This window comes from Streptomyces sp. MNU76 (assembly GCF_020982545.1).
Taxonomy (GTDB): Bacteria; Actinomycetota; Actinomycetes; order Streptomycetales; family Streptomycetaceae; genus Streptomyces.
On the sequence record NZ_JAJKLK010000003.1, the window covers coordinates 193,126 to 213,767 of the forward strand.

Consider the following 20,642-nt stretch of genomic DNA (forward strand, 5'->3'; position numbering starts at 1 on the left):
CCGGCGCTGTCCGGCGCGACAGCCGTTCGTCGCCCGGCGTGACAGCCGTTCGCCGTCCGAGGCGATTGGCCGTTCCCTGTCCGGCCCGATGGCCGGTCGCCTTCTGGTACGGCCGCCGGTCGGCTGGCGCTCAGTCGCCGGATCGCCGCCCGGCAGGCTCGATCGTACGAATTGCCCGTTACGCCTGTGTCACATGATCCGATCATGAGGCGTTACGCCCGCCACACACGGCCGCGCGAGGGGCTGTGAGGGTGGGTTCCGGCTGTCGGCCGGGACGGAGGAGTCGCGGTCCGTGTCGCTGTTGGGCCGAACGGGTGACCATGCGTAAGAATTGGCCGATGCAGTCATTCAGTGCGAGCCAGGGGGAAGGCCGGTGAACAGGGTGAACAGCCACGATGTCACCGACGAACAGTGGGAGGGGCTCGCCCAGGTCGTGCCGCTGCGGGGCCGGGACGCCTGGCCGTCCGCAGTCGGCCATCGGACCATACCGGAAGCCGAGACGGAGGCCCGGCGCCGCTTCGTGGTGCTGCGCGTCAACGTCTTCGCGGACGCCCGTGAGGTGGCGGAGACGCTGATGGCGGGCGTTCCGGTGCTGTTGGACCTGTCGGGTGCCGAGAGCGACACCGCCAAGCGTGTGCTGGATTTCAGCACGGGCGTCGTCTTCGGCCTGGCATCCGGGATGCACCGGGTCGACCGGAACGTGTTCCTTCTCACGCCACCGGGGACCGAGGTGCGGGGGCTGATGGAGGGCCGGGATCCCGGGGTGTGACGCACGCGGCGTTCGCGCGGCGCGGCGCGCCTGAACGTGCCGCGTCGGGCCTCGGTGTGGGCGGGGCGTGGTTCGCGGCGCCCTTTCATCGCGTGTGGTTCGCGGCGCGTGGTCATCGCGCGTGGTTCCTGGCGTCTGGTTCATGGTGCGTGGGGAGCAGGGCGCTTGCGGGGGTTCGGGGCGCTGCCCGTGCGGGCGGGGCGCCCTCGTTCCCGGTGGGCGCTCCCTCGATCGTAGGAAGATCCACTCGGCGGAACGGTTTGTCTGCGGCGTCGGCTCCTAGTGTCCGCATATGACCGTGTCATCCCTTTCGCCGGTGGTGCCCGGCGTGGACGCCGGGGCGCGTCCGGAGCGGCCGAGCGTCACCGAACTGCGGCTCTCCGCCTTCGCCGGACACCGCAACGCCTTCCTTCCGCTCGGGCCGCTGACCCTCCTCGCGGGGCACAGCGGCAGCGGCAAGACCACCGCGCTCAGGGCGTACGAGGCGCTGGCCGGGCTGGGTGGTGGCGCCGGCCTCGACGAGGTCTTCCCCGACCCGCTGGGCTGCGTCCCCGAACGGGCCCGTCCCGACGCCCAGCGGCGCCGCGGCTTCCGGATCGGCTGCACGGCCGACGGTCCCGAGGGGCCCGTGCACCTCGACGTCGCCGTCCAGGTCGAGCCCGAACTCCGCGTCGTGGGCGAGCGGTTGACGTGCGGTGGGCTCACCCTGCTGGAGACGGCGCTCGTCGACCCGAGCCGCCCCGTGGTCCAGGCCGCCTGGCACACGGCCGGCTCCTCACCGGTCACCCGCGGCCCCCTGCCCGACGACCGCCTCGGTACGGCCCTGCTTCCGCTCCGCGTCGCCGGCAAGACGGACGGCCAGCGCCGGGTCCTCGCCGCCGCCGAGCAGATGGTGGTCGCCCTCCGCTCGGTCTACGCCTGTGATCCCCGCCCCGGCCGGATGCGCGCCGCCGTGCCGCTCGGCTCCGGTCGGCTGCTGCGGGGCTGCGACAACCTCGCCGACGTGCTGTGGCGTACGCGGACGGAGTGCGGCCGACGGCACGCGCTGCTCGTCGGGGCGGTGCGCGAGGGCTGTGCGGGGCCGGTCCTCGATCTGCTCGCCGAGCCGCTGCGGGACGGCGCGGTACGGGCGGTGCTGGACCGGGGGGACGGTGTGCGGACGGCCCTGGGCCTGCTCGGGGACGGCGAGTTGAGGTATCTCGCGCTGTCGCTGGTGCTGTTCACCGGGCCCGGTGTGCTGGAGGTGGACCAGGCCGCGGAGGTGCCGGCGGCTCTGCAGACGCTCACGGTCCTCGCCGACGGCTTCGACCGGGCCCTGGACCCCCGGCAGGTGGGGGAGTTGGTGCGGCTGGCGGCCCGGATGTGCGAACGCGGGCACATCCGGCTCGTCGGCGCGGTGAGCGACGCCTCCTGGGCCGCCGGGGTGGCCGGGGTGACGGTGGTAGACCTGAACCGTGAAAGATCCTGAATCCCCCGAGCGGAAGCCGGACCTGGCGGCGCTGCAGCGGCGGCTCGCCGAGTTCGCCGCCGCCCGCGACTGGCAGCAGTACCACACGCCCAAGAACCTGGTCTCCGCGCTGAGCGTCGAGGCGTCCGAACTCGTCGAGATCTTCCAGTGGTTGACGCCGGAGGAGTCGGCTCGTGTGATGTCGGACCCGGAGACCGCCCAGCGCGTCGGGGACGAGGTGGCCGACGTGCTCGCCTATCTGCTCCAGCTCTGCGAGGTGCTGGGGATCGACCTGTTGTCAGCGCTGGATGCGAAGATCGACCGCAACGAACGGAGATTTCCGGCACCGGGGCGACCCTGAGGACGCTCGACGCTGAGCACCTCCATCCGGTTGTCACTCTCCGGAGTTGAAAAGTTGTCCACAGCCGACTTGTTATCCACAGATTTCAGGCTTCCTCTGGCTTTCTGTCTCAGCGGCCCTCACTGTGGGTAATGAACAGGCAGGAGTTCGGGCGGACGTGTGAGAGCGCGTCGGGGAAAGTCGGGGGCAGCGCATGGATGCGGTGCGGCTCATCTTCGCGAGCAGGCGTGCTCTGGCGGGCAGCGTCGAGGGACCTCAGATCATGGCGGAGGCGTGGCAGTCCTATGCCCTCGCTCAGGCGATCGGGAGCCGTCTCGCGGTCTCGGGACCTCCCGAACTGCGGGGTGAGGCACTGGGGTTGACCGAACTGGCCGGCAGCGGCTGCGGCATACTCGGCGCCCCGCCGCTCGGTGTGGGCGACTTACGCGCCGCCCGGCTCACCGAGTTGGGCGACGCCCACGAGTCGCTGCTGCGGCTCGGGGGCCTGCTGGGCGAGGTCGGCATCGCGCTCGTGGGTCTGGCGAGCGGGGCGGACGACGAGGCGACGTACTGGCAGTGCATGGAGGCGATCGACGCGGCGGACGAGGCACGGGACCGGGTGCTGGAAATGCTGCGGCGGCTGGCCGTCAGAGAACAGGTCCTGTCGGAGAGAGACGCGGCGGCGGGGTGAGCCGCTCGGGACGGGCCGGCGCCTGCTCCTAGGGTCTGTCGTTTGGATCACGCCGGCTTCGGGCGAGGGCGCCCCGCGGCCCAGGCGTGATCCAAACGACAGGCCCTAGGGGCGCGGGGAACTGCTCGACGAGCCCTCACCCACCCGCAGTCGAAGAACGCACCTCGGCGGGCGGGGGAGGGGGCGCGGCCCCCGAACACGGCGAGCGCCCGGCCGGAAACGCACGGCCGGGCGTCGGGGTTCGTGGCAAGGAGAACCTCAGGCGGGTCCGCTCTCCTCCGTGGAGGCGGCCCGCGGTGCGGAGAACTCCGCGTCGAGCTGGGACAGGTCCGCGTTCAGGGCAGCCATCAGCTCCTCCATCTGCTGGAGCAGACCCTTCGGCTGCGCAGGCACGGCAGCCTGCTCCGGCACGGCTTCCTGGGACATGTGACGGCCTCCTCGGCCCTCGCCCCCCGAGGGGGCACGTGGTGCGGGCGTCCCGGCAGCGGCCGCCGGCGACGGGTGCCGGGCGGTCCGGCTCCATCCCGAGCAACGATCACCGTTACGGCCGGTCACTGACGCCGCCCGTCCCGGGCGCCGGATTGACGGTTTTTCACCCGACCGTGGCCCCAAGGCGCCAGCGTGACCGGTGCCGTTGACCGGGGGGTCAGCGTGCAGGATGGAGGCATGGATCTTCGCATCTTCACCGAGCCCCAGCAGGGGGCGACCTACGACACCCTCCTCACCGTCGCCAAGGCGACCGAGGACCTCGGATTCGACGCGTTCTTCCGTTCCGACCACTATCTCCGCATGGGCTCGTCGGACGGCCTGCCCGGCCCCACGGACGCCTGGATCACCCTGGCCGGGCTCGCCCGCGAGACCAAACGCATCCGCCTCGGCACCCTGATGACCGCAGGAACCTTCCGCCTGCCGGGTGTGCTCGCCATCCAGGTCGCGCAGATCGACCAGATGTCCGGCGGCCGGGTCGAACTCGGGCTGGGCGCGGGCTGGTTCGAGGAGGAGCACAAGGCGTACGGCATCCCGTTCCCGAAGGAGAAGTTCGGGCGCCTGGAGGAGCAGCTGGCCATCGTCACCGGTCTGTGGGCCACCGAGGTCGGCAAGACGTTCTCGTACGAGGGCACCCACTACCAGCTGACCGACTCGCCCGCGCTGCCCAAGCCCGCGCAGGCCAAGGTGCCCGTCCTCATCGGCGGCCACGGCGCGGTCCGCACCCCGCGGCTCGCCGCGCGGTACGCCGACGAGTTCAACATGCCGTTCGCCTCGATCGAGGACAGCGAGCGCCAGTTCGGCCGGGTCCGCATGGCCGCGGAGGAGGCCGGCCGCAAGGGTGACGACCTCGTGTACTCGAACGCCCTGGTCGTGTGCGTGGGCAAGGACGACGCCGAGGTCGCCCGGCGCGCCGCCGCGATCGGCCGCGAGGTCGACGAGCTCAAGGCCAACGGGCTGGCCGGCTCCCCGGCGGAGGTCGTCGACAAGCTCGGCCGCTACCGGGCCATCGGCTCCCAGCGCGTCTACCTCCAGATCCTCGACCTCGACGACCTGGGCCACCTGGAGCTGATCTCCGGCCAGGTGCAGTCCCAGCTGTCCTAGCGAAGACGTCCCGCGCCCGGCCCGGGGCGCGGGACGGCGCCGCCCGGGCCACCACCGCCCCGGGCCGACACCCAGGTGCCCGGCCCCAGGCCCCCGGGCGGGGCGCGGGACGGCGGCGCGCCCTCACCGACTACCTCACCGCCGAGAGCCCCGTCGCCCCACCGGGCACCGACCGGGTCACCGAGCTGCCCTGATGTCGGGCCCGCGTCGTGGCCGCGGGGTCGGCCGCGGCCACGACGCGGGGGCGGCCCTCCGGCGAAAATGCCTCAGTGCGCCCCGAACCTTCGCTGTACGTTGGGCGTCCATCCAGACACCCACGACGAGGCAACCCCACCGTGTTCCTGACGATCAGTACCATCGGCACCCCAGAGCGCCCCGCGACCGATCTCGGTTTCCTGCTGCACAAGCATCCCGACAAGGCGCAGGCGTTCTCCACCTCCTACGGCACAGCGCACGTCCTCTACCCCGAGGCGGACGTCGAGCGGTGCACGGCAGCGCTGCTGCTGGAGGTGGACGCGGTGGCACTGGTCAGAAGGGGCAAGGGCAAGGGCCGCGGCGGCGCCCCCGACGCGGCGCTCGCCCAGTACGTCAACGACCGCCCGTACGCGGCCTCCTCCCTGCTCGCCGTCGCGCTGAACGACGTCTTCTCCAGCGCCGTGCGCGGCCAGTGCAAGGCCCGCCCCGAACTCCCGGAGCAGGTCCGCCCGCTGCGCGTCGAGATACCGGCGCTGCCCGCCCGCGGCGGCCCGGATCTCGTCGTCAAGCTCTTCGCGCCACTCGGCTGGACCGTCACCGCCGAGGCGGTGCCGCTGGACACCCAGTTCCCCGAATGGGGTGCCTCCCGCTATGTGCGGCTCGTCCTGGAGTCGGAGTCGCTGACCCTCGCCGAGGCGCTGCGCCACCTGTACGTGCTGCTGCCGGTGCTCGACGACGCCAAGCACTACTGGGTGTCGTCCGACGAGGTGGACAAGCTGCTGCGCGTCGGCGAGGGCTGGCTCCCGGACCACCCCGAGCACAAGCTGATCACCAGCCGGTACCTGTCCCGCCGCTGGTCGCTGACCCGGCAGGCCATGGAGCGCATGGAACTCGTCCGGCTGGCCGAGGCCGACGACAGCGAGGTCGAGGAGATCGACAACGCGGTCGAGGAATCCGCGGACGGGGAGGCCGACGGCGAGATCACGGCGGAGGCCGAGGCCGAGTCCGAGATCGAGCCGGGGGCCGTCGCCGAGACCGGGGCCGAGGCCGGCACCGGGGCCGAGTCCGTCGAGAAGCCGACTCCGCTGGCCGTGCAGCGGCGCGACGCGATCATCGCCGCGCTCAAGGACTCCGGGGCCGCCCGCGTCCTCGACCTGGGCTGTGGTCAGGGCCAGTTGGTGCAGGTGCTGCTCAAGGACGTCCGGTTCACCGAGATCGTCGGCACGGACGTCTCGATGCGCGCGCTCACCATCGCCTCCCGCCGCCTCAAGCTCGACCGCATGGGCGAGCGTCAGGCATCCCGCGTCCAGCTCTTCCAGAGCTCCCTCGCCTACACCGACAAGCGCCTCAAGGGCTACGACGCCGCCGTGCTCTGCGAGGTCGTCGAGCACCTCGACCTGGCCCGGCTACCGGCCCTGGAGTACGCCGTGTTCGGCTCGGCCCGCCCCCGCACCGTCCTCGTGACCACCCCGAACGTCGAGTACAACGTCCGCTGGGAATCCCTTCCCGCCGGGCACGCCCGGCACAGCGACCACCGCTTCGAGTGGACCCGGGAGGAGTTCCGCGCCTGGGCGACGACCGTGGCCGAACGGCATGGCTACGACGTCGAGTTCGTACCCGTCGGGCCCGACGACCCGGAGGTGGGGCCGCCCACCCAGATGGGTGTGTTCAAGCAGCGCGACACCGACAGGACCGACGAGAAGGAGGCGAAGGCAGCATGAGCGAGACCACCCGGCAGACCGGCAAGGGGCGCATCCTGCCCGTCACCGACCTCTCCCTCGTGGTGCTGATCGGCGCCTCCGGCTCGGGCAAGTCCACGTTCGCCCGACGCCACTTCGAGCCCACCGAGATCATCTCCTCCGACTTCTGCCGGGGACTGGTCTCGGACGACGAGAACGACCAGAGCGCGACGAAGGACGCCTTCGACGTGCTCCACTACATCGCGGGCAAGCGCCTCGCGGCCGGCCGCCGTACCGTCGTCGACGCGACCAGCGTGCAGCAGGAGTCCCGCCGACAGCTGATCGAACTGGCCCGGAAGCACGACGTGCTGCCGATCGCCGTCGTGCTCGACGTACCGGAGGAGGTGTGCGCCGCGCGCAACGCGGCCCGCACCGACCGCGCCGACATGCCGCGCCGCGTCATCCAGCGCCACACCCGCGAACTGCGCCGCTCCCTCAGGCACCTGGAGCGCGAGGGCTTCCGCAAGGTGCACGTCCTGCGGGGCGTCGAGGAGATCGACCACGCCACGATCGTCACCGAGAAGCGCTTCAACGACCTCACCCACCTCACCGGCCCGTTCGACATCGTCGGCGACATCCACGGCTGCGCGAGCGAACTGGAGGCGCTGCTCGGCAAGCTGGGCTACGTCGACGGCGTCCACCCGGAAGGCCGCACGGCCGTCTTCGTCGGCGACCTGGTCGACCGGGGGCCGGACAGCCCGGCCGTGCTGCGCCGCGTGATGTCGATGGTCGGCTCCGGCAACGCGCTCTGCGTGCCCGGCAACCACGAGAACAAGTACGGCCGTTACCTGAAGGGCCGCAACGTCCAGCACACCCACGGGCTCGCCGAGACCATCGCGCAGATGGAGGACGAGAGCGAGGAGTTCAAGCAGGAGGTGCGGCGGTTCATCGACGGGCTCGTCAGCCACTACGTCCTCGACGGCGGGAAGCTGGTCGTCTGTCACGCCGGTCTGCCGGAGAAGTACCACGGCCGCACCTCCGGCCGGGTCCGCAGCCACGCGCTGTACGGCGACACCACGGGCGAGACCGACGAGTTCGGGCTGCCGGTGCGCTACCCGTGGGCGCAGGACTACCGGGGCCGCGCCGCCGTGGTCTACGGCCACACCCCGGTGCCCACCGCCACCTGGCTGAACAACACCATCTGCCTCGACACGGGTGCCGTCTTCGGTGGCAGGCTCACCGCGCTGCGCTGGCCGGAGCGCGAACTCGTCGACGTACCGGCCGAGAAGGTCTGGTACGAGCCGGCCAGGCCGCTGGCCACCGAGGCGCCCGGCGGGCACGAGGGCAGGCCGCTGGACCTGGCGGACGTGCACGGCCGTCGGGTCGTCGAGACCCGGCACGCCGGCCGGGTGTCGGTCCGCGAGGAGAACGCGGCCGCGGCCCTGGAGGTCATGAGCCGTTTCGCGGTCGACCCGCGGCTGCTGCCGTATCTGCCGCCGACCATGGCGCCGACCGCGACCTCGCACGTGGAGGGCTACCTGGAACATCCGGCGGAGGCGTTCGCGCAGTACAGGGAGGACGGTGTCGCGCGGGTCGTGTGCGAGGAGAAGCACATGGGTTCCCGGGCGGTGGTCCTGGTCTGCCGCGACGCGGACGCGGCCCGCGCCCGCTTCGGCGGTGGGGGCACCTCCCGCTCGAGCGCAGCCGAGAGTGGGGGAGGGCCCACCGGTTCCCTCTACACCCGTACCGGCCGCCCGTTCTTCGACGACCAGGCACGCACCGAGCTGGTCCTCGCCAGGATCCGCGAGGCCGTCACGGCGGCCGGGCTCTGGGACGAACTCGACACCGACTGGCTGCTGCTGGACGCCGAGCTGATGCCCTGGTCGCTGAAGGCGTCCGGGCTGCTGCGCACCCAGTACGCGGCCGTCGGGGCCGCCTCCGCCGCGGTGTTCCCGGGCGCGCTGGCCGCCCTGGAGGGCGCGGCGGCACGCGGCGTCGACGTGGGCGAGCTGCTGGGCAAGCAGCGCGAGCGGGCCGCCGACGGCGCCGCGTTCACGGAGGCGTACCGGCGCTACTGCTGGCCCACCGAGGGTCTGGACGGCGTCCGGCTCGCCCCCTTCCAGATCCTCGCGGTCCAGGGCCGCAGCCTCGCCGCGCTCCCGCACGACGAGCAGCTCGCGCTCCTGGACCGGCTCGTCGAGTACGACGTCAGCGGCCTGCTGCAGACCACCCGGCGCCTCTTCGTCGACACCGGGGACGAGGCCTCGGTGCGGGCCGGCATCGACTGGTGGCTGGAGATGACCGGCCGCGGCGGCGAGGGCATGGTCGTCAAGCCGGTCGGGGCGGTCGTGCGCAGCGGACAGGGACGGTTGGTCCAGCCGGGCATCAAGTGCCGGGGCCGGGAGTACCTGCGGATCATCTACGGCCCGGAGTACACCCGCCCGGAGAACCTCGCCCGGCTGCGCGGCCGGTTCCTCAACCACAAGCGGTCCCTCGCCCTGCGCGAGTACGCCCTGGGTCTGGAGGCCCTGGACCGACTCGCCGAGGGAGAGCCGCTGTGGCGGGTGCACGAGGCGGTGTTCGGGGTACTGGCCCTGGAGTCGGAGCCCGTCGACCCCCGGTTGTGAGACCGACGCCCGCCACGGACGACCCTCGTCCGTGGCGGGTGGACCCGCGCCCGTGACATGACATTGCGGCTGATAATGTCGCGAGCAGGCGTGGCCGTGTTCCGCGTTCGAGAGGTTCCGGCGGTGCTCGGGGAGACAGCGATCGAAGCCGATCGCAGGCGACCGCTGTCACCCGAGTCGGTCCCATCGGTCCCAGTCGAAGGTATGTGGGGTTTCCCATGCGTCGCAGCACCACGTGGTCCGGAACGCGGTCAGCTGCCGGATCCGCCGGGCGGTCCGGTCGAGAGCGGTCGGCCCTCGACGCCGCGTACGACGAGTGCCGCCGCCTGGTCCGCACGACCCGGCCCACCGAGTACGCGCTCATGCAGCTGATGCCGCCGACGGTCCGCCCCGCGTGCTGGGCCCTGTACGCCGCTCTCGCCTCCGCCGACGACCTGCTCGACTCCACCGAGGGCACGCCGGGGGAGCGGAGCAGGCGGCTCCAGGAGTGGCGGACCGCGCTGGAGGCCGACCTGGCGTGCGGCACCAGCGACGACCCGGTACGACTCGCGCTGACGAACGCGGTCTGGCACTGGGGGCTCGACCCCGCGGATCTGCTGGGCGCCCTGGACGCCGTCCAGGGGGACGAGGCCCGCGAGGGTGTCGCGACCTGGCAGGAGTGGCGGGAGCGAGCCCACGCCCAGAACGTCAGCTGGCCCGAACAGTTGATGCGCATGCTGGTCCGCTCCGGACTGCCCGTCCCCGTGCGGCTGCGCGACCTCCCGGGCTTCACCCGGTTCGTGGACGGTCTGTTCCTCGCCGACATGCTCCGCGACCTCCCCGAGGACCTCGACGCCGGGCAGGTGTGGTTCCCCACCGAGGTCCTCGACCGCCACGGTGTGACCCGGGAGGAGCTGATCTCCCGCGCGTGGACCCCGGCCGTACGGCGGCTGGTCGCGCACCTCGTCGACCAGGCCCGGCAGTGGCTGGAGAGCTCCCGCCGGGCGCTGCGGAACACGCTGCCGCTGGGCCCCGCCATCGTGCTCGACACCGCGGTCGAACTCTTCGGCGCGGAGCTGGACGCGATCGAACGCTCCGGCTCGGCCGTCCTGCACCGCCCGGTACGCGTGCCCCGGCACACCGAGTGGCGGATCGTGGGCCCGGCCCGCGCCCGAGCCGCCGTGGTGTGGCGGCTGACGCTGCCGCCGGGCAGGGACGACACCCCGGTGCGGACGGCCGGAGGCGCGTCGGCCGGCGGCGGCGCCGGGGACGACTCGGCTCCGGGCCCCCTCACCGGCCCCGAACGGCTCGTCACGCGGATCGCCGAACCGCCGCTGCCCCCGCGCCCGCACCGCGACGGCGCCCGCCCGCCGGCCATAGCCGAGGCGCACCTGCCCCGGCACGTGGCCATCGTCATGGACGGCAACGGACGCTGGGCCACCGGGCTCGGGCTGCCCCGCGACGAGGGCCACCGGGCCGGAGCGGTGGCCCTGCGCGACGTCGTCCAGGGCGCGCTGGAGATCGGCCTCGCCCATCTGACGGTCTACGCCTTCTCCACCGAGAACTGGAAGCGGTCGCCCGACGAGGTCTCCAAACTCTTCGCGATCATGCGCGCCGAGCTGCTCGACGGTGAACTGCTCGACCACGACGTACGACTGCGCTGGGTCGGCTCTCCCGACGGCCTCCCGGAGGACGTGGTGGAGGTCCTCCGCGCCCAGGAGCACGCCACCCGCAACCGCACCGGCCTCACTCTCAACGTCTGCGTCAACTACGGCGGCCGGGCCGAACTCGCCCAGGCGGGCGCGGCGTTGGCGCGTGCCGCGCTCGCGGGAGAGGTCGATCCCGCCCGGGTCTCCGAACAGCTCTTCGCCGCGCACCTGCCTCATCACGCCCTGCCCGACGTGGACCTCCTGTGGCGCACCAGCGGTGAGATCCGCACGTCCAACTTCCTCCCCTGGCACGCCCACTACGCGGAGCTCCACTTCACGGACCAGCCGTGGCCCGAGGTGGACCGCCGCGATCTGTGGGAGGCGGTAGTGGCCTACACCCACCGCAAGCGCCGCAAGGGTGCGGCGTCCGCCGAGGGGGCCGAGTAGACAGGTCTCTGGGCGGCGGGGGTGCGTTGTCGGGTGCGGGTGAGTGGGGCTTCTCGCGCAGTTCCCCGCGCCCCTGAAAAGCAGGGGCTGCGCCCCGTGCTTTTCATCCCCGCAGCCCCGCTGCCTTTCTGGCCGGCCGGGCCGTGGTCTTTCAGGCCCGCAGGGCCTGGTCTTCAGGGGCGCGGGGAACTGCGCGAGAAGCCCCACCGGGCCCGCACCCGACAACGCGCCGAACCGGCGGCGCCCCGCGTCAGCCCACCAACCGCAACCGAACCCCCGCCACCCCCACCCGCACCGTCTGCCCCCACGTCAGTTCCAGCGCATCCCCTCCATCCCGTCCCCGAACACGATCAACCGATCCGACTCGACCGTCAGCCGCAGCCGCGCCGCCGCCGCCAACTCCCCCGCCACCAGGGACGTCCCGGTCGCCGGAGACGGCCACGCCTCACGCACGAACCACAGCAGACGCGCCTCGTCGCGCCCCGGAAGGGCCAGCGCACTGGCCCGTTCCTGCCAGACGGACCGGATCCACCCGCTCGCCCCGGTGCCCGTCCCGACGAGCACCCCGGACGAGGCCTGGGGCTCGACGGCACCCCTGTCGCCGTCGAGCCCCAGCCGGTACCGGGCGGTCTGGTGCCCCGCCGGGCCGAGGTAGATCTCGTTGAGCGCCACCAGCCGCTGCGTGTCGTCCGCTACGGCCTCGACCATCGTCAACTCGTCGACCCGACCCGCTTGTTGGACCGAAGCGGTCAGCAACTTCGCGGCCTGCTCCGGCCGATGCCGCACCAGCACCCCCGGATTGCGCCGGGGATCGGGGTTGATCCCCACCACCGGCTGCCCCGCGAGGTACTTCGCCGCGTTGGCGACCAGCCCGTCCTGCCCGACCACGACCACCACGTCCTCGGGAGCGAACAGAAAGCGGTCCAGATCGCCCCGCTCGACCCGCGACTGACGCCACGTCAGCGGCACCGAGGAGGCGACCTCGGCGAGCGCCGCGCGTTCCCGCCGGTGCCGCTCGGCCACGTCCTCGATGTCCCGCCCCCGGGACCGCAGGAAGAAGGCGGCCTGCCCGTGCGTACCGTGCCGGGCCACCAACTCCTCGTACTCGGTGGTGCGATGGACCAGCACCACGCGCGGCGCCAGACTCACGCCCGGTCCCCGCCGCCCGACCCGCCGCCGAGCCTGGACAGCAGCCCGGTGAGCACATCCGGCGACACCGTCACACTCTCGATCCGCGGCAGGTTCTCCGCGAGCCGCGTCCCGGTCAGCGCGTGCAGCGTCGCCGCGTCCACCTCGGCGTGCACCCGCAGCCACGCCGCCTGCGCCTCGGCCCGCGCCACGCCCACCTCCCGCGCGGCCCGCGCCTCGGCCTCGGCGAGCTTGACCTGTCGCGCCGCCTCCGCCTGCGCCAGCTTCACACTCCGCGCGGCCTCGGCCTCCGCGAGCTGCACGGTGCGTTCGGCCTCCGCCTCGGTCAGCCGTACCGTCCGGGCCGCCTCCGCGCCCGCCTTCACCGCGTCGGCGGCGGCCCTCTCCTCCGCCTCGCGCCGCGCGTTGGTGCCCCGCTGCTCGACCAACTGCTCCTCGCGCCGGGCGAGTTCGATCTGGCTGGCCAGCTCGTTCTCGGCGATGGCCCGCTCCCGCTCGACGGCCACGGCCCGGCGCTCGTACGTCGCCCGGTCGGCCTCCTGCTGGATCTGCTCCCGGGCCGGTGTACGCAGCGCGCGCTCCACCTCGGGCTCGGGCCGCAGCGCCACCACGCGGACGGCCACGATCTCGATCCCGGTGGCCGGCAGCCGTGGCTCGGCCGCCAGCCCGCTCGCCACCCGTTCCCGGACCGCCGCGACCCCGTCGACCAGGGCGGAGGCCAGTGTCGTACGGGCCAGGACGTCCAGCGCGTGCTGCTGGGCCGTCTCCGTCAGCAGGGTCGACAGCTGCTCCAGCGGAGCGCCGCGCCAGACCCCCGTGTCGGGGTCGATGGAGAAGTCGAGCCGGGCGGCGGCGATCGCGGGGTCGCTCACCCGGTACGTCACCGTCGCCTGCACCGCCACGTCCTGGAAGTCGGACGTACGGGCGTGGAAGGTCATCGCCAGTTCCCGGTCGTCCACCGGGATCTCGGAGAGCGCGGCGCTGAGCGACCGGTACCAGAAGCTCAGCCCCGGGCCGTCGTGCGCGAGCCGCCCGGAGCGGTGGTGACGGATGTGGGCGGTGGGTGCTCCGCGCAGATGCCGCCAGCCGAGCCGTCTGGTGATGTCGGCCATGGATGGTCCCCCTCTGGTGCCGCCGGACGTGTCCGCGAGCCCGCCCCCGATGTTCGGCGCGAGCGATTCGCGTCACTTAGACGATAACGAGGGGACCCCTTTATCGTCAAGAGGACGAGATGAAGGTGGCGGAAGGATTCCGATTCGGTCGACCGGCGGGTGAACACGCGCCCGAATGGTCAGGATGAGGGCATGGGATTCCATGTCGACTCCGAGGCCGGGCGCCTGCGCCGCGTCATCCTGCACCGGCCGGATCTTGAGCTCAAAAGGCTCACCCCCAGCAACAAGACCGCGCTGCTCTTCGATGACGTCCTGTGGGTGCGCCGGGCGCGCGCCGAGCACGACGGATTCGCCGACGTGCTGCGTGACCGGGGCGTCGCCGTCCACCTCTTCGGTGACCTCCTCACCGACGTCATGCGGATTCCGCAGGCCCGGCAACTCGTCCTGGACCGCGTCTTCGACGAGAAGGAGTACGGCCCGCTCGCCACGGACCACCTCAGGGCCGCCTTCGAAACGCTGCCCGTGGACGGGCTGGTCGAGGCGCTGATCGGCGGCATGACCAAACGCGAGTTCCTCGACGCGCACATGGAGCCGGCCTCCGTCCGCTTCCACGTCATGGAGTTGGACGACTTCCTCCTCGACCCGCTCCCCAACCACCTCTTCACCCGCGACACCTCCGCCTGGATCTACGACGGGGTGTCCATCAACGCCATGCGCTGGCCGGCCCGTCAGCGCGAGACCGTCCACTTCGAGGCGATCTACCGGCATCACCCGCTGTTCCGCGCCGAGACGTTCCACGTCTGGTCGGAGGGCCAGGCCGACTACCCGTCGACCATCGAGGGCGGCGACGTCCTCGTCATCGGCAACGGGGCCGTCCTCATCGGCATGAGTGAACGCACCACCCCGCAGGCCGTCGAGATGCTCGCGCACAAGCTCTTCGCCGCCGGCTCCGCGCAGACCATCGTGGCCCTCGACATGCCCAAGCGCCGGGCCTTCATGCACCTCGACACCGTCATGACCATGGTCGACGGCGACACCTTCACCCAGTACGGCGGACTCGGCATGCTCCGCTCGTACACCATCGAGCCCGGCGTCGGGGAGAAGGAGCTCAAGGTCACCGACCATCCGCCGGAGCACATGCACCGTGCGATCGCCGCCGCGCTCGGCCTCGACGCGATCCGGGTGCTCACCGCCACGCAGGACGTCCACGCCGCCGAACGCGAGCAGTGGGACGACGGCTGCAACGTCCTCGCCGTCGAGCCCGGCGTCGTCGTCGCCTACGAGCGCAACGCCACCACCAACACGCATCTGCGCAAGCAGGGCATCGAGGTCATCGAGATCCCGGGCAGCGAGCTGGGGCGGGGAGGGGCGGGCCACGCTGTATGAGCTGCCCGGTGGAGATCCGCGGTGTAGGGATCCGCGGCGCTGGGGTGCCGGGTGCCGGGGCCGGGGCCGGGGCCGGGCGCGCGGCGGCGCGGAGGGTGCCGTATAGAAATGTGGAACATCGTATAGACTTCCAGTCTTCCTATCGCTGTCCCTGTCCCGTCGACCCAGGAGCGCCCCATGGCGACCGTTTCCCACGCCCTCGCCGGGCGCCACTTCCTCAAGGAGCTGGACTTCACCGCGGAGGAGTTCCGCGGGCTGATCGAGCTGGCCGTGGAGCTGAAGGCGGCCAAGAAGGCCGGGACGGAGACCCAGTACCTGCGGGGCAGGAACATCGCGCTCATCTTCGAGAAGACCTCGACGCGCACGCGCTGCGCGTTCGAGGTCGCCGCGGCCGACCAGGGCGCCCGGACGGTGTACCTGGACCCGTCCGGCTCCCAGATGGGCCACAAGGAGTCGGTCAAGGACACCGCGCGGGTGCTAGGACGGATGTTCGACGCGATCGAGTACCGGGGCGACAGTCAGGCGAACGTCGAGGAGCTGGCGGCGTACGCCGGGGTGCCGGTCTACAACGGGCTCACCGACGACTGGCATCCCACCCAGATGCTGGCCGACGTGATGACCATGACCGAGCACAGCGACAAGCCGCTGGACGAGATGGTCCTCGCCTACCTCGGCGACGCCCGTTTCAACATGGGCAACTCCTACCTGGTCACCGGTGCCCTGCTCGGCATGGACGTGCGGATCGTCGCCCCGCAGGCCTACTGGCCGGCCGAGGAGATCGTCACCCACGCCCGCAAGCTCGCCGAGATCAGCGGCGCGCGGATCACCCTCACCGAGCACATCCACGAGGGGGGCGAGGGCGCCGACTTCGTCGCCACCGACGTCTGGGTCTCCATGGGGGAGCCCAAGGAGGTCTGGGACGAGCGCATCGGGGCGCTCTCCCCGTACGCCGTGACCATGGACGTGCTGCGGGCCACCGGCAACGAGGACGTCAAGTTCCTGCACTGTCTGCCGGCCTTCCACGACCTCGGCACCAAGGTGGGCCGCGAGATCCACGAGCTGCACGGGCTGGACTCGCTGGAGGTCACGGACGAGGTGTTCGAGTCGGCGCACTCCGTCGTCTTCGACGAGGCGGAGAACCGGCTGCACACGATCAAGGCGGTCCTGGTGGCGACCCTGGCGTGAGGCCGACGCCCCGCGACGCCGGACCGGCGGTCGGACCGGGGGTCGGAGCGGGGGTCTGGCCGGGGCTACGCGTGGCGGCGCTGCGGCGGCACCGTCGGCAGCCGGAACCACACCGCCTTGCCGGAGTCCGTGGGGCGGTGACCGCAGGCGGAGCTGAGGGCGCGGATCAGCAGCAGACCGCGGCCGTGCTCCTGCCAGGGTCGGGGTCGAGGTGTCCCGGGGCGGTGAGGTCGCCCGGGGAGCGGGGTCGGGGTCGTGGACCTCCACCTTGCAGCCGCTCGGCACCAGCTCGACGACCAGCTCTATGGGGCCCTCCCCGGCGGCGTGCTCGATCGCGTTCGCGACCAGCTCCGCCGTGAGCAGCTCAGCCGTGTCGCAGTCCGCCCCGTGCTCCAGCTCGGTCAGCGCGGTCCGCACCAGGGCGCGGGCCACGGGCACGGCCGCGGCAGTGTGCGGCAGCGCGATGCGCCAGGAGGCGGGGACGGAGGGTTCGTGCAAGGCGGCTGATCCGTTCATGGAGCAGGTCATGGCTCGTCCTGCTTTCAACGTGATGAATGGTACGGCGCGGACCGGTGAAGTCGCTCGGCGGGCGCCGCGAGGGGCCGTCGGCCCCGTTGACGGCGGTCTACCCGCGCCAACGCCCCGCCGCGCCCGACCGAGCCCGTCGTTACCGGCTTGTCGAACGTCCGTGACCGAGTCACGGGGCCCGCCGGCCGCCTCCGTGGCGTCCGGATCGGCCTATCGCGTCGACCTATCGCGTACTCGTGACGACGGTCAGATAACAGTGATAACTTCGAGGGGCAGGGAAGTAGCCGCGCGTCGCGGTAGCCCTCGAGGAGGCCGCCCGTATGAGTCCCTTCACCGGCTCCGCCGCCCGCACCTCCGACTGGCGGCACCTGCGGTGCGAGATCACCGACGGCGTCGCCACCGTCACCCTCGCCCGCCCGGAGAAGCTGAACGCCCTCACCTTCGGCGCCTACGCCGACCTGCGCGACCTGCTCGCCGAACTCTCCCGGGAGAGATCCGTACGGGCCCTGGTGCTGGCCGGCGCCGGCCGCGGCTTCTGCTCCGGTGGGGACGTCGACGAGATCATCGGCGCCACCCTCGCCATGGACACCGCCCAGCTGCTCGACTTCAACCGGATGACCGGCCAGGTCGTACGAGCGATCCGCGAATGCCCCTTCCCCGTGATCGCCGCCGTGCACGGCGTGGTGGCGGGCGCCGGAGCGGTCCTCGCCCTGGCCGCCGACTTCCGGGTGGCCGACCCCACCGCCCGCTTCTCCTTCCTCTTCACCCGCGTGGGCCTCTCCGGCGGCGACATGGGCGCCGCCTACCTGCTGCCCCGTGTCGTCGGCCTCGGCCACGCCACCCGCCTGCTCATGCTCGGCGAACCCGTCCGCGCCGCCGAGGCCGAGCGCATCGGCCTGCTCAGCCGGCTCACCCACGAGGGCAGTGCCGACGAGGCCGCCCAGGCGCTGGCCGGCCACCTGGCCGAGGGCCCGGCCCTGGCCCACGCCCAGACGAAGGCCCTGCTGACGGCCGAGCTGGACATGCCCCTGTCGGCCGCCGTGGAACTCGACGCGGCGACCCAGGCCCTCCTGATGACCGGCGAGGACTACAGGGAGTTCCACGCGTCGTTCACGGAAAAACGCGTGCCGAAATGGCAGGGCCACTGATGCCTACATCGCCTGACCTGCCAAGTCCAGGCACATCCACCCCAGGGGCGCGAGGCGGTGTCGATATGCGGCTCCGCCGCGGGGCGCGAACAGCCCCCACAACACCGCAGTCGCCGACGAACCCCAAGCACCCCACCCGCATAGCGATCATCGGCGCCGGCCCAGCCGGCCTCTACGCCGCAGCCCTCCTCAAACGCTTGAACCCATCCCGCGACATCACCGTCTGGGAACGCAACCTCCCAGACCACACGTTCGGCTTCGGCGTAGTCCTCTCCGACGAAACCCTGGGCGGCATAGAACACGCCGACCCGACCGTCTACGACGCCCTACAACCCCACTTCACCCGCTGGGACGACATCACCATCGCCCACCGAAACACCCGCCAAACCGCCGGAGGCCACGGCTTCGCAGCCCTCGGCCGCCGCACCCTCCTCCAGGTCCTCCACGCCCGCTGCCGCGCCCTCGGCGTGGACCTCCGCTTCGGCACGGAGGCCCCGTACCCCTCCTGGCTCTGTGAGACGTACGACCTGGTCATCGCGGCGGACGGTGTGCACAGCGCGACGCGCGAGGCGTACGCCCAGGTGTTCCGGCCCACCGTCCGGACACATCGCTGCCGGTACATCTGGCTCGCCGCCGACTTCGCCTTCGAGGCGTTCCGCTTCGAGATCGCCGAGACCGAGCACGGCGTGGCGCAACTGCACGGCTACCCCTATGAGCCCGGCGCGTCCACCGTCATCGTGGAGATGCGCGAGGAGGTGTGGCGGGCCGCCGGGCTGGACCGGGCGGACGAGCGGGAGTCGGTCGAACGGTGCGCGAAACTCTTCGCGGACGCGCTCGGCGGACGCCCCCTGCGCGCCAACAACTCCACTTGGACGACCTTCCGCACGGTCGTCAACGAACGCTGGTCCCACGGCAACCTGGTCCTGCTCGGCGACGCCGCGCACACCGCGCACTTCTCCATCGGCTCCGGTACGAAGCTGGCCGTCGAGGACGCGCTGGCCCTGGTCGCCTCCCTGGAGGAACAGCCCGACCTGGAACGGGCGTTGCGGGCGTACGAGGAGGAACGCCGTCCGGTGGTCGCCTCCACCCAGCGCGCGGCGCGGGCCAGCCTGGAGTGGTTCGAGGACATCGGGCTCCATCTCGACCAGCCGTCCCGGCAGTTCGCCTTCAACCTCCTCACCCGCAGCCGCCGCGTCACCCACGACAACCTCCGGCTGCGCGACGCGCACTTCACCGGCGCGGTGGAGCGGGAGTTCGGCTGCCCGCCCGGCACGCCCCCGATGTTCACCCCCTTCCGACTGCGCGGCCTGACCCTGCGCAACCGGGTCGTCGTCTCCCCGATGGACATGTACTCGGCGACCGACGGCGTCCCCGGCGACGTCCACCTCGTCCATCTCGGCGCCCGGGCCCTCGGCGGTGCCGGGCTCGTGATGACCGAGATGGTGTGCGTCAGCCCCGAAGGGCGGATCACGCCGGGCTGCGCCGGGCTCTGGAACACGCGGCAGGCCGACGCCTGGCGCCGCACGGTCACCTTCGTGCACGAGTGGGCGCCCGGCACGGCCATCGGCGTGCAGCTGGGGCACTCCGGCCGCAAGGGCTCGACCAAACGGATGTGGGAGGGCATCGACGAGCCCCTGGACACCGGCAACTGGCCCCTCGCGGCGGCCTCCCCGCTCCCGTACAAGCCGGGCGGCCAGACGCCGCGCGAACTCTCCCGCGCCCACCTCACCGACATCCGCGAGCAGTTCGCCTCGGCCGCGCTCAGAGCCGCCCGCAGCGGGTTCGACCTGCTCGAACTCCACTGCGCCCACGGCTACTTGCTCTCCGGCTTCCTCTCACCACTGACCAACCGCCGCACCGACCGCTACGGCGGCTCCCTCGACCACCGGCTCCGCTTCCCGCTGGAGGTCTTCGACGCCGTACGGGCGGTGTGGCCACAGGAGCGGCCCATGACCGTCCGTATCTCCGCGACCGACTGGGCGGACGGGGGGACCACCGCCGACGACGCCGTCGCGATCGCCCGTGCCTTCGTCGCGCACGGCGCCGACGCGATCGACGTCTCGACGGGACAGGTCGTCGCCGACGAGCAGCCCGAGTACGGCCGCTCGTACCAGACCCCGTACGCCGACCGCATCCGGCACGAGGTGGGGGTGCCGGTGATCGCCGTCGGCGCCATCTCCTCCTGGGACGACGTCAACTCACTGATCCTCGCCGGCCGCGCCGACCTCTGCGCCCTGGCCCGCCCCCACCTCTACGACCCCCACTGGACCCTCCACGCGGCGGCCGAACAGGGCTACGAGGGACCGGGCGCGCCCTGGCCCGCCCCGTACCGGGCCGGCAGCCGCTGCCCCAACACCGGTCGCACCGACGCCCCCAGACCCCGGCTGACCCTGTCCTGACCACCACGCGACACGGCAGGCCGCAGGGCTACCGGGATCTATTCGCAGTGCTCTGGCCTTCAGGCCGGGGGTGAAGCGAATCTGATGACGGCGACGCGGTGTGTCGCGGCATTGTTCCGGCGGAGTTGGACGCTGCGGTGGAAGTCCCGTCGGTCACCGTCGTGATGGACGCGGCCAGGCGGAGGCCCGTTCCACGGCTTCCAGTCGGTCGGTGAGGACCGACTTGGAGTCGTGCAGCAGGCGGCCCACCAGGGTGGACTTGCCGTCGTCGACCGACCCGGCCGTCGCGAAGCGCAGGGTGTCGATGGCGATCGTGCTCATG

14 protein-coding genes and 3 pseudogenes are annotated in these 20,642 nt (G+C 72.2%); 12 read left to right on the forward strand and 5 right to left on the reverse strand.

Annotated features, from left to right (window positions below; all coding sequences use genetic code 11):
• Positions 1 to 382: 382 nt before the first annotated feature.
• The 4 genes from E4N62_RS07235 (at position 383) to E4N62_RS07250 (ending at position 3,247) form a co-directional block, all read left to right on the forward strand.
• Positions 383 to 769: a cell division protein SepF gene (locus tag E4N62_RS07235; protein WP_230214049.1), complete on the forward strand. Its 387-nt coding sequence runs from the start codon at positions 383 to 385 to the stop codon at positions 767 to 769.
• 292 nt (positions 770 to 1,061) lie between these two features.
• On the forward strand, positions 1,062 to 2,237 hold the full coding sequence (locus E4N62_RS07240) for an ATP-binding protein (RefSeq protein ID WP_230212944.1): 1,176 nt from the start codon (positions 1,062 to 1,064) through the stop codon (positions 2,235 to 2,237).
• Entirely contained in the window at positions 2,224 to 2,577 is a 354-nt protein-coding gene (locus E4N62_RS07245; protein WP_230212945.1) for a nucleotide pyrophosphohydrolase, read from the forward strand. The genes E4N62_RS07240 and E4N62_RS07245 overlap by 14 nt, the downstream gene beginning before the upstream one ends.
• Positions 2,578 to 2,770: 193 nt before the next feature.
• Positions 2,771 to 3,247, forward strand: coding sequence for a DUF6099 family protein (locus E4N62_RS07250; RefSeq protein ID WP_230212946.1), 477 nt, complete (start codon positions 2,771 to 2,773; stop codon positions 3,245 to 3,247).
• Between the two features lie 258 nt (positions 3,248 to 3,505).
• Here E4N62_RS07250 and E4N62_RS07255 read toward each other — a convergent pair whose 3' ends face one another.
• Positions 3,506 to 3,673: a hypothetical protein gene (locus E4N62_RS07255; protein WP_184900344.1), complete on the reverse strand. Its 168-nt coding sequence runs from the start codon at positions 3,671 to 3,673 to the stop codon at positions 3,506 to 3,508.
• A gap of 240 nt (positions 3,674 to 3,913) precedes the next feature.
• Here E4N62_RS07255 and E4N62_RS07260 point away from each other — a divergent pair, with 240 nt between their 5' ends.
• From E4N62_RS07260 to uppS, 4 genes are all read left to right on the forward strand, one after another.
• Entirely contained in the window at positions 3,914 to 4,837 is a 924-nt protein-coding gene (locus E4N62_RS07260; RefSeq protein WP_230212947.1) for an LLM class F420-dependent oxidoreductase, read from the forward strand.
• 335 nt (positions 4,838 to 5,172) lie between these two features.
• Positions 5,173 to 6,753 (forward strand): 3' terminal RNA ribose 2'-O-methyltransferase Hen1, encoded by a 1,581-nt coding sequence (locus E4N62_RS07265; protein ID WP_230212948.1) that lies wholly within the window; start codon positions 5,173 to 5,175, stop codon positions 6,751 to 6,753.
• Positions 6,750 to 9,338 carry a polynucleotide kinase-phosphatase gene (locus E4N62_RS07270; RefSeq protein ID WP_230212949.1) on the forward strand — a complete coding sequence of 863 codons (2,589 nt, stop codon included), beginning with the start codon at positions 6,750 to 6,752 and terminating at the stop codon, positions 9,336 to 9,338. Before E4N62_RS07265 ends, E4N62_RS07270 begins: the two co-directional genes overlap by 4 nt.
• A gap of 218 nt (positions 9,339 to 9,556) precedes the next feature.
• The gene (gene uppS, locus E4N62_RS07275; RefSeq protein WP_230212950.1) at positions 9,557 to 11,413 is read left to right on the forward strand and encodes a polyprenyl diphosphate synthase; all 1,857 of its coding nucleotides are present in this window, start codon (positions 9,557 to 9,559) and stop codon (positions 11,411 to 11,413) included.
• A 250-nt stretch (positions 11,414 to 11,663) separates the two neighbouring features.
• On the opposite strand, the pseudogene E4N62_RS07280 reads toward uppS, so the two are convergent.
• Positions 11,664 to 12,562, reverse strand: a pseudogene (locus tag E4N62_RS07280) (hypothetical protein).
• Positions 12,559 to 13,674 carry an SPFH domain-containing protein gene (locus E4N62_RS07285; RefSeq protein ID WP_230212953.1) on the reverse strand — a complete coding sequence of 372 codons (1,116 nt, stop codon included), beginning with the start codon at positions 13,672 to 13,674 and terminating at the stop codon, positions 12,559 to 12,561. Before E4N62_RS07285 ends, E4N62_RS07280 begins: the two are co-directional and overlap by 4 nt.
• A gap of 192 nt (positions 13,675 to 13,866) precedes the next feature.
• Between E4N62_RS07285 and E4N62_RS07290 the strand changes: the two are divergent.
• Both E4N62_RS07290 and argF read left to right on the forward strand, forming a co-directional pair.
• Positions 13,867 to 15,074: pseudogene (locus E4N62_RS07290) on the forward strand (arginine deiminase); the annotation flags it as partial.
• Positions 15,075 to 15,237: 163 nt separating this feature from the next.
• Positions 15,238 to 16,245, forward strand: coding sequence for an ornithine carbamoyltransferase (argF, locus tag E4N62_RS07295; protein WP_230212955.1), 1,008 nt, complete (start codon positions 15,238 to 15,240; stop codon positions 16,243 to 16,245).
• Positions 16,246 to 16,310: 65 nt separating this feature from the next.
• On the opposite strand, the pseudogene E4N62_RS07300 reads toward argF, so the two are convergent.
• Positions 16,311 to 16,761, reverse strand: a pseudogene (locus E4N62_RS07300) (ATP-binding protein).
• Between the two features lie 332 nt (positions 16,762 to 17,093).
• Between E4N62_RS07300 and E4N62_RS07305 the strand changes: the two are divergent.
• Complete coding sequence (locus E4N62_RS07305; RefSeq protein ID WP_230212958.1) at positions 17,094 to 17,921, forward strand: enoyl-CoA hydratase family protein; 828 nt, start codon at positions 17,094 to 17,096, stop codon at positions 17,919 to 17,921.
• Entirely contained in the window at positions 17,906 to 20,320 is a 2,415-nt protein-coding gene (locus E4N62_RS07310; RefSeq protein ID WP_374116950.1) for a bifunctional salicylyl-CoA 5-hydroxylase/oxidoreductase, read from the forward strand. The genes E4N62_RS07305 and E4N62_RS07310 overlap by 16 nt, the downstream gene beginning before the upstream one ends.
• Before the next feature lie 153 nt (positions 20,321 to 20,473).
• On the opposite strand, the gene E4N62_RS07315 is transcribed toward E4N62_RS07310, so the two are convergent.
• Positions 20,474 to 20,641 carry a hypothetical protein gene (locus tag E4N62_RS07315; protein WP_268269368.1) on the reverse strand — a complete coding sequence of 56 codons (168 nt, stop codon included), beginning with the start codon at positions 20,639 to 20,641 and terminating at the stop codon, positions 20,474 to 20,476.
• Position 20,642 lies beyond the last annotated feature (1 nt).

Excerpts from the sequence above, each read along its gene's own strand:
- E4N62_RS07285 (WP_230212953.1), bottom strand. The coding sequence starts at position 13,674 with ATGGCCGACATCACCAGACGGCTCGGCTGGCGGCATCTGCGCGGAGCA.
- uppS (WP_230212950.1), top strand. The coding sequence starts at position 9,557 with ATGCGTCGCAGCACCACGTGGTCCGGAACGCGGTCAGCTGCCGGATCC.
- E4N62_RS07315 (WP_268269368.1), bottom strand. The coding sequence starts at position 20,641 with ATGAGCACGATCGCCATCGACACCCTGCGCTTCGCGACGGCCGGGTCG.
- E4N62_RS07255 (WP_184900344.1), bottom strand. The coding sequence starts at position 3,673 with ATGTCCCAGGAAGCCGTGCCGGAGCAGGCTGCCGTGCCTGCGCAGCCG.
- E4N62_RS07260 (WP_230212947.1), top strand. The coding sequence starts at position 3,914 with ATGGATCTTCGCATCTTCACCGAGCCCCAGCAGGGGGCGACCTACGAC.
- argF (WP_230212955.1), top strand. The coding sequence starts at position 15,238 with ATGGCGACCGTTTCCCACGCCCTCGCCGGGCGCCACTTCCTCAAGGAG.
- E4N62_RS07310 (WP_374116950.1), top strand. The coding sequence starts at position 17,906 with ATGGCAGGGCCACTGATGCCTACATCGCCTGACCTGCCAAGTCCAGGC.
- E4N62_RS07250 (WP_230212946.1), top strand. The coding sequence starts at position 2,771 with ATGGATGCGGTGCGGCTCATCTTCGCGAGCAGGCGTGCTCTGGCGGGC.
- E4N62_RS07270 (WP_230212949.1), top strand. The coding sequence starts at position 6,750 with ATGAGCGAGACCACCCGGCAGACCGGCAAGGGGCGCATCCTGCCCGTC.
- E4N62_RS07305 (WP_230212958.1), top strand. The coding sequence starts at position 17,094 with ATGAGTCCCTTCACCGGCTCCGCCGCCCGCACCTCCGACTGGCGGCAC.
- E4N62_RS07240 (WP_230212944.1), top strand. The coding sequence starts at position 1,062 with ATGACCGTGTCATCCCTTTCGCCGGTGGTGCCCGGCGTGGACGCCGGG.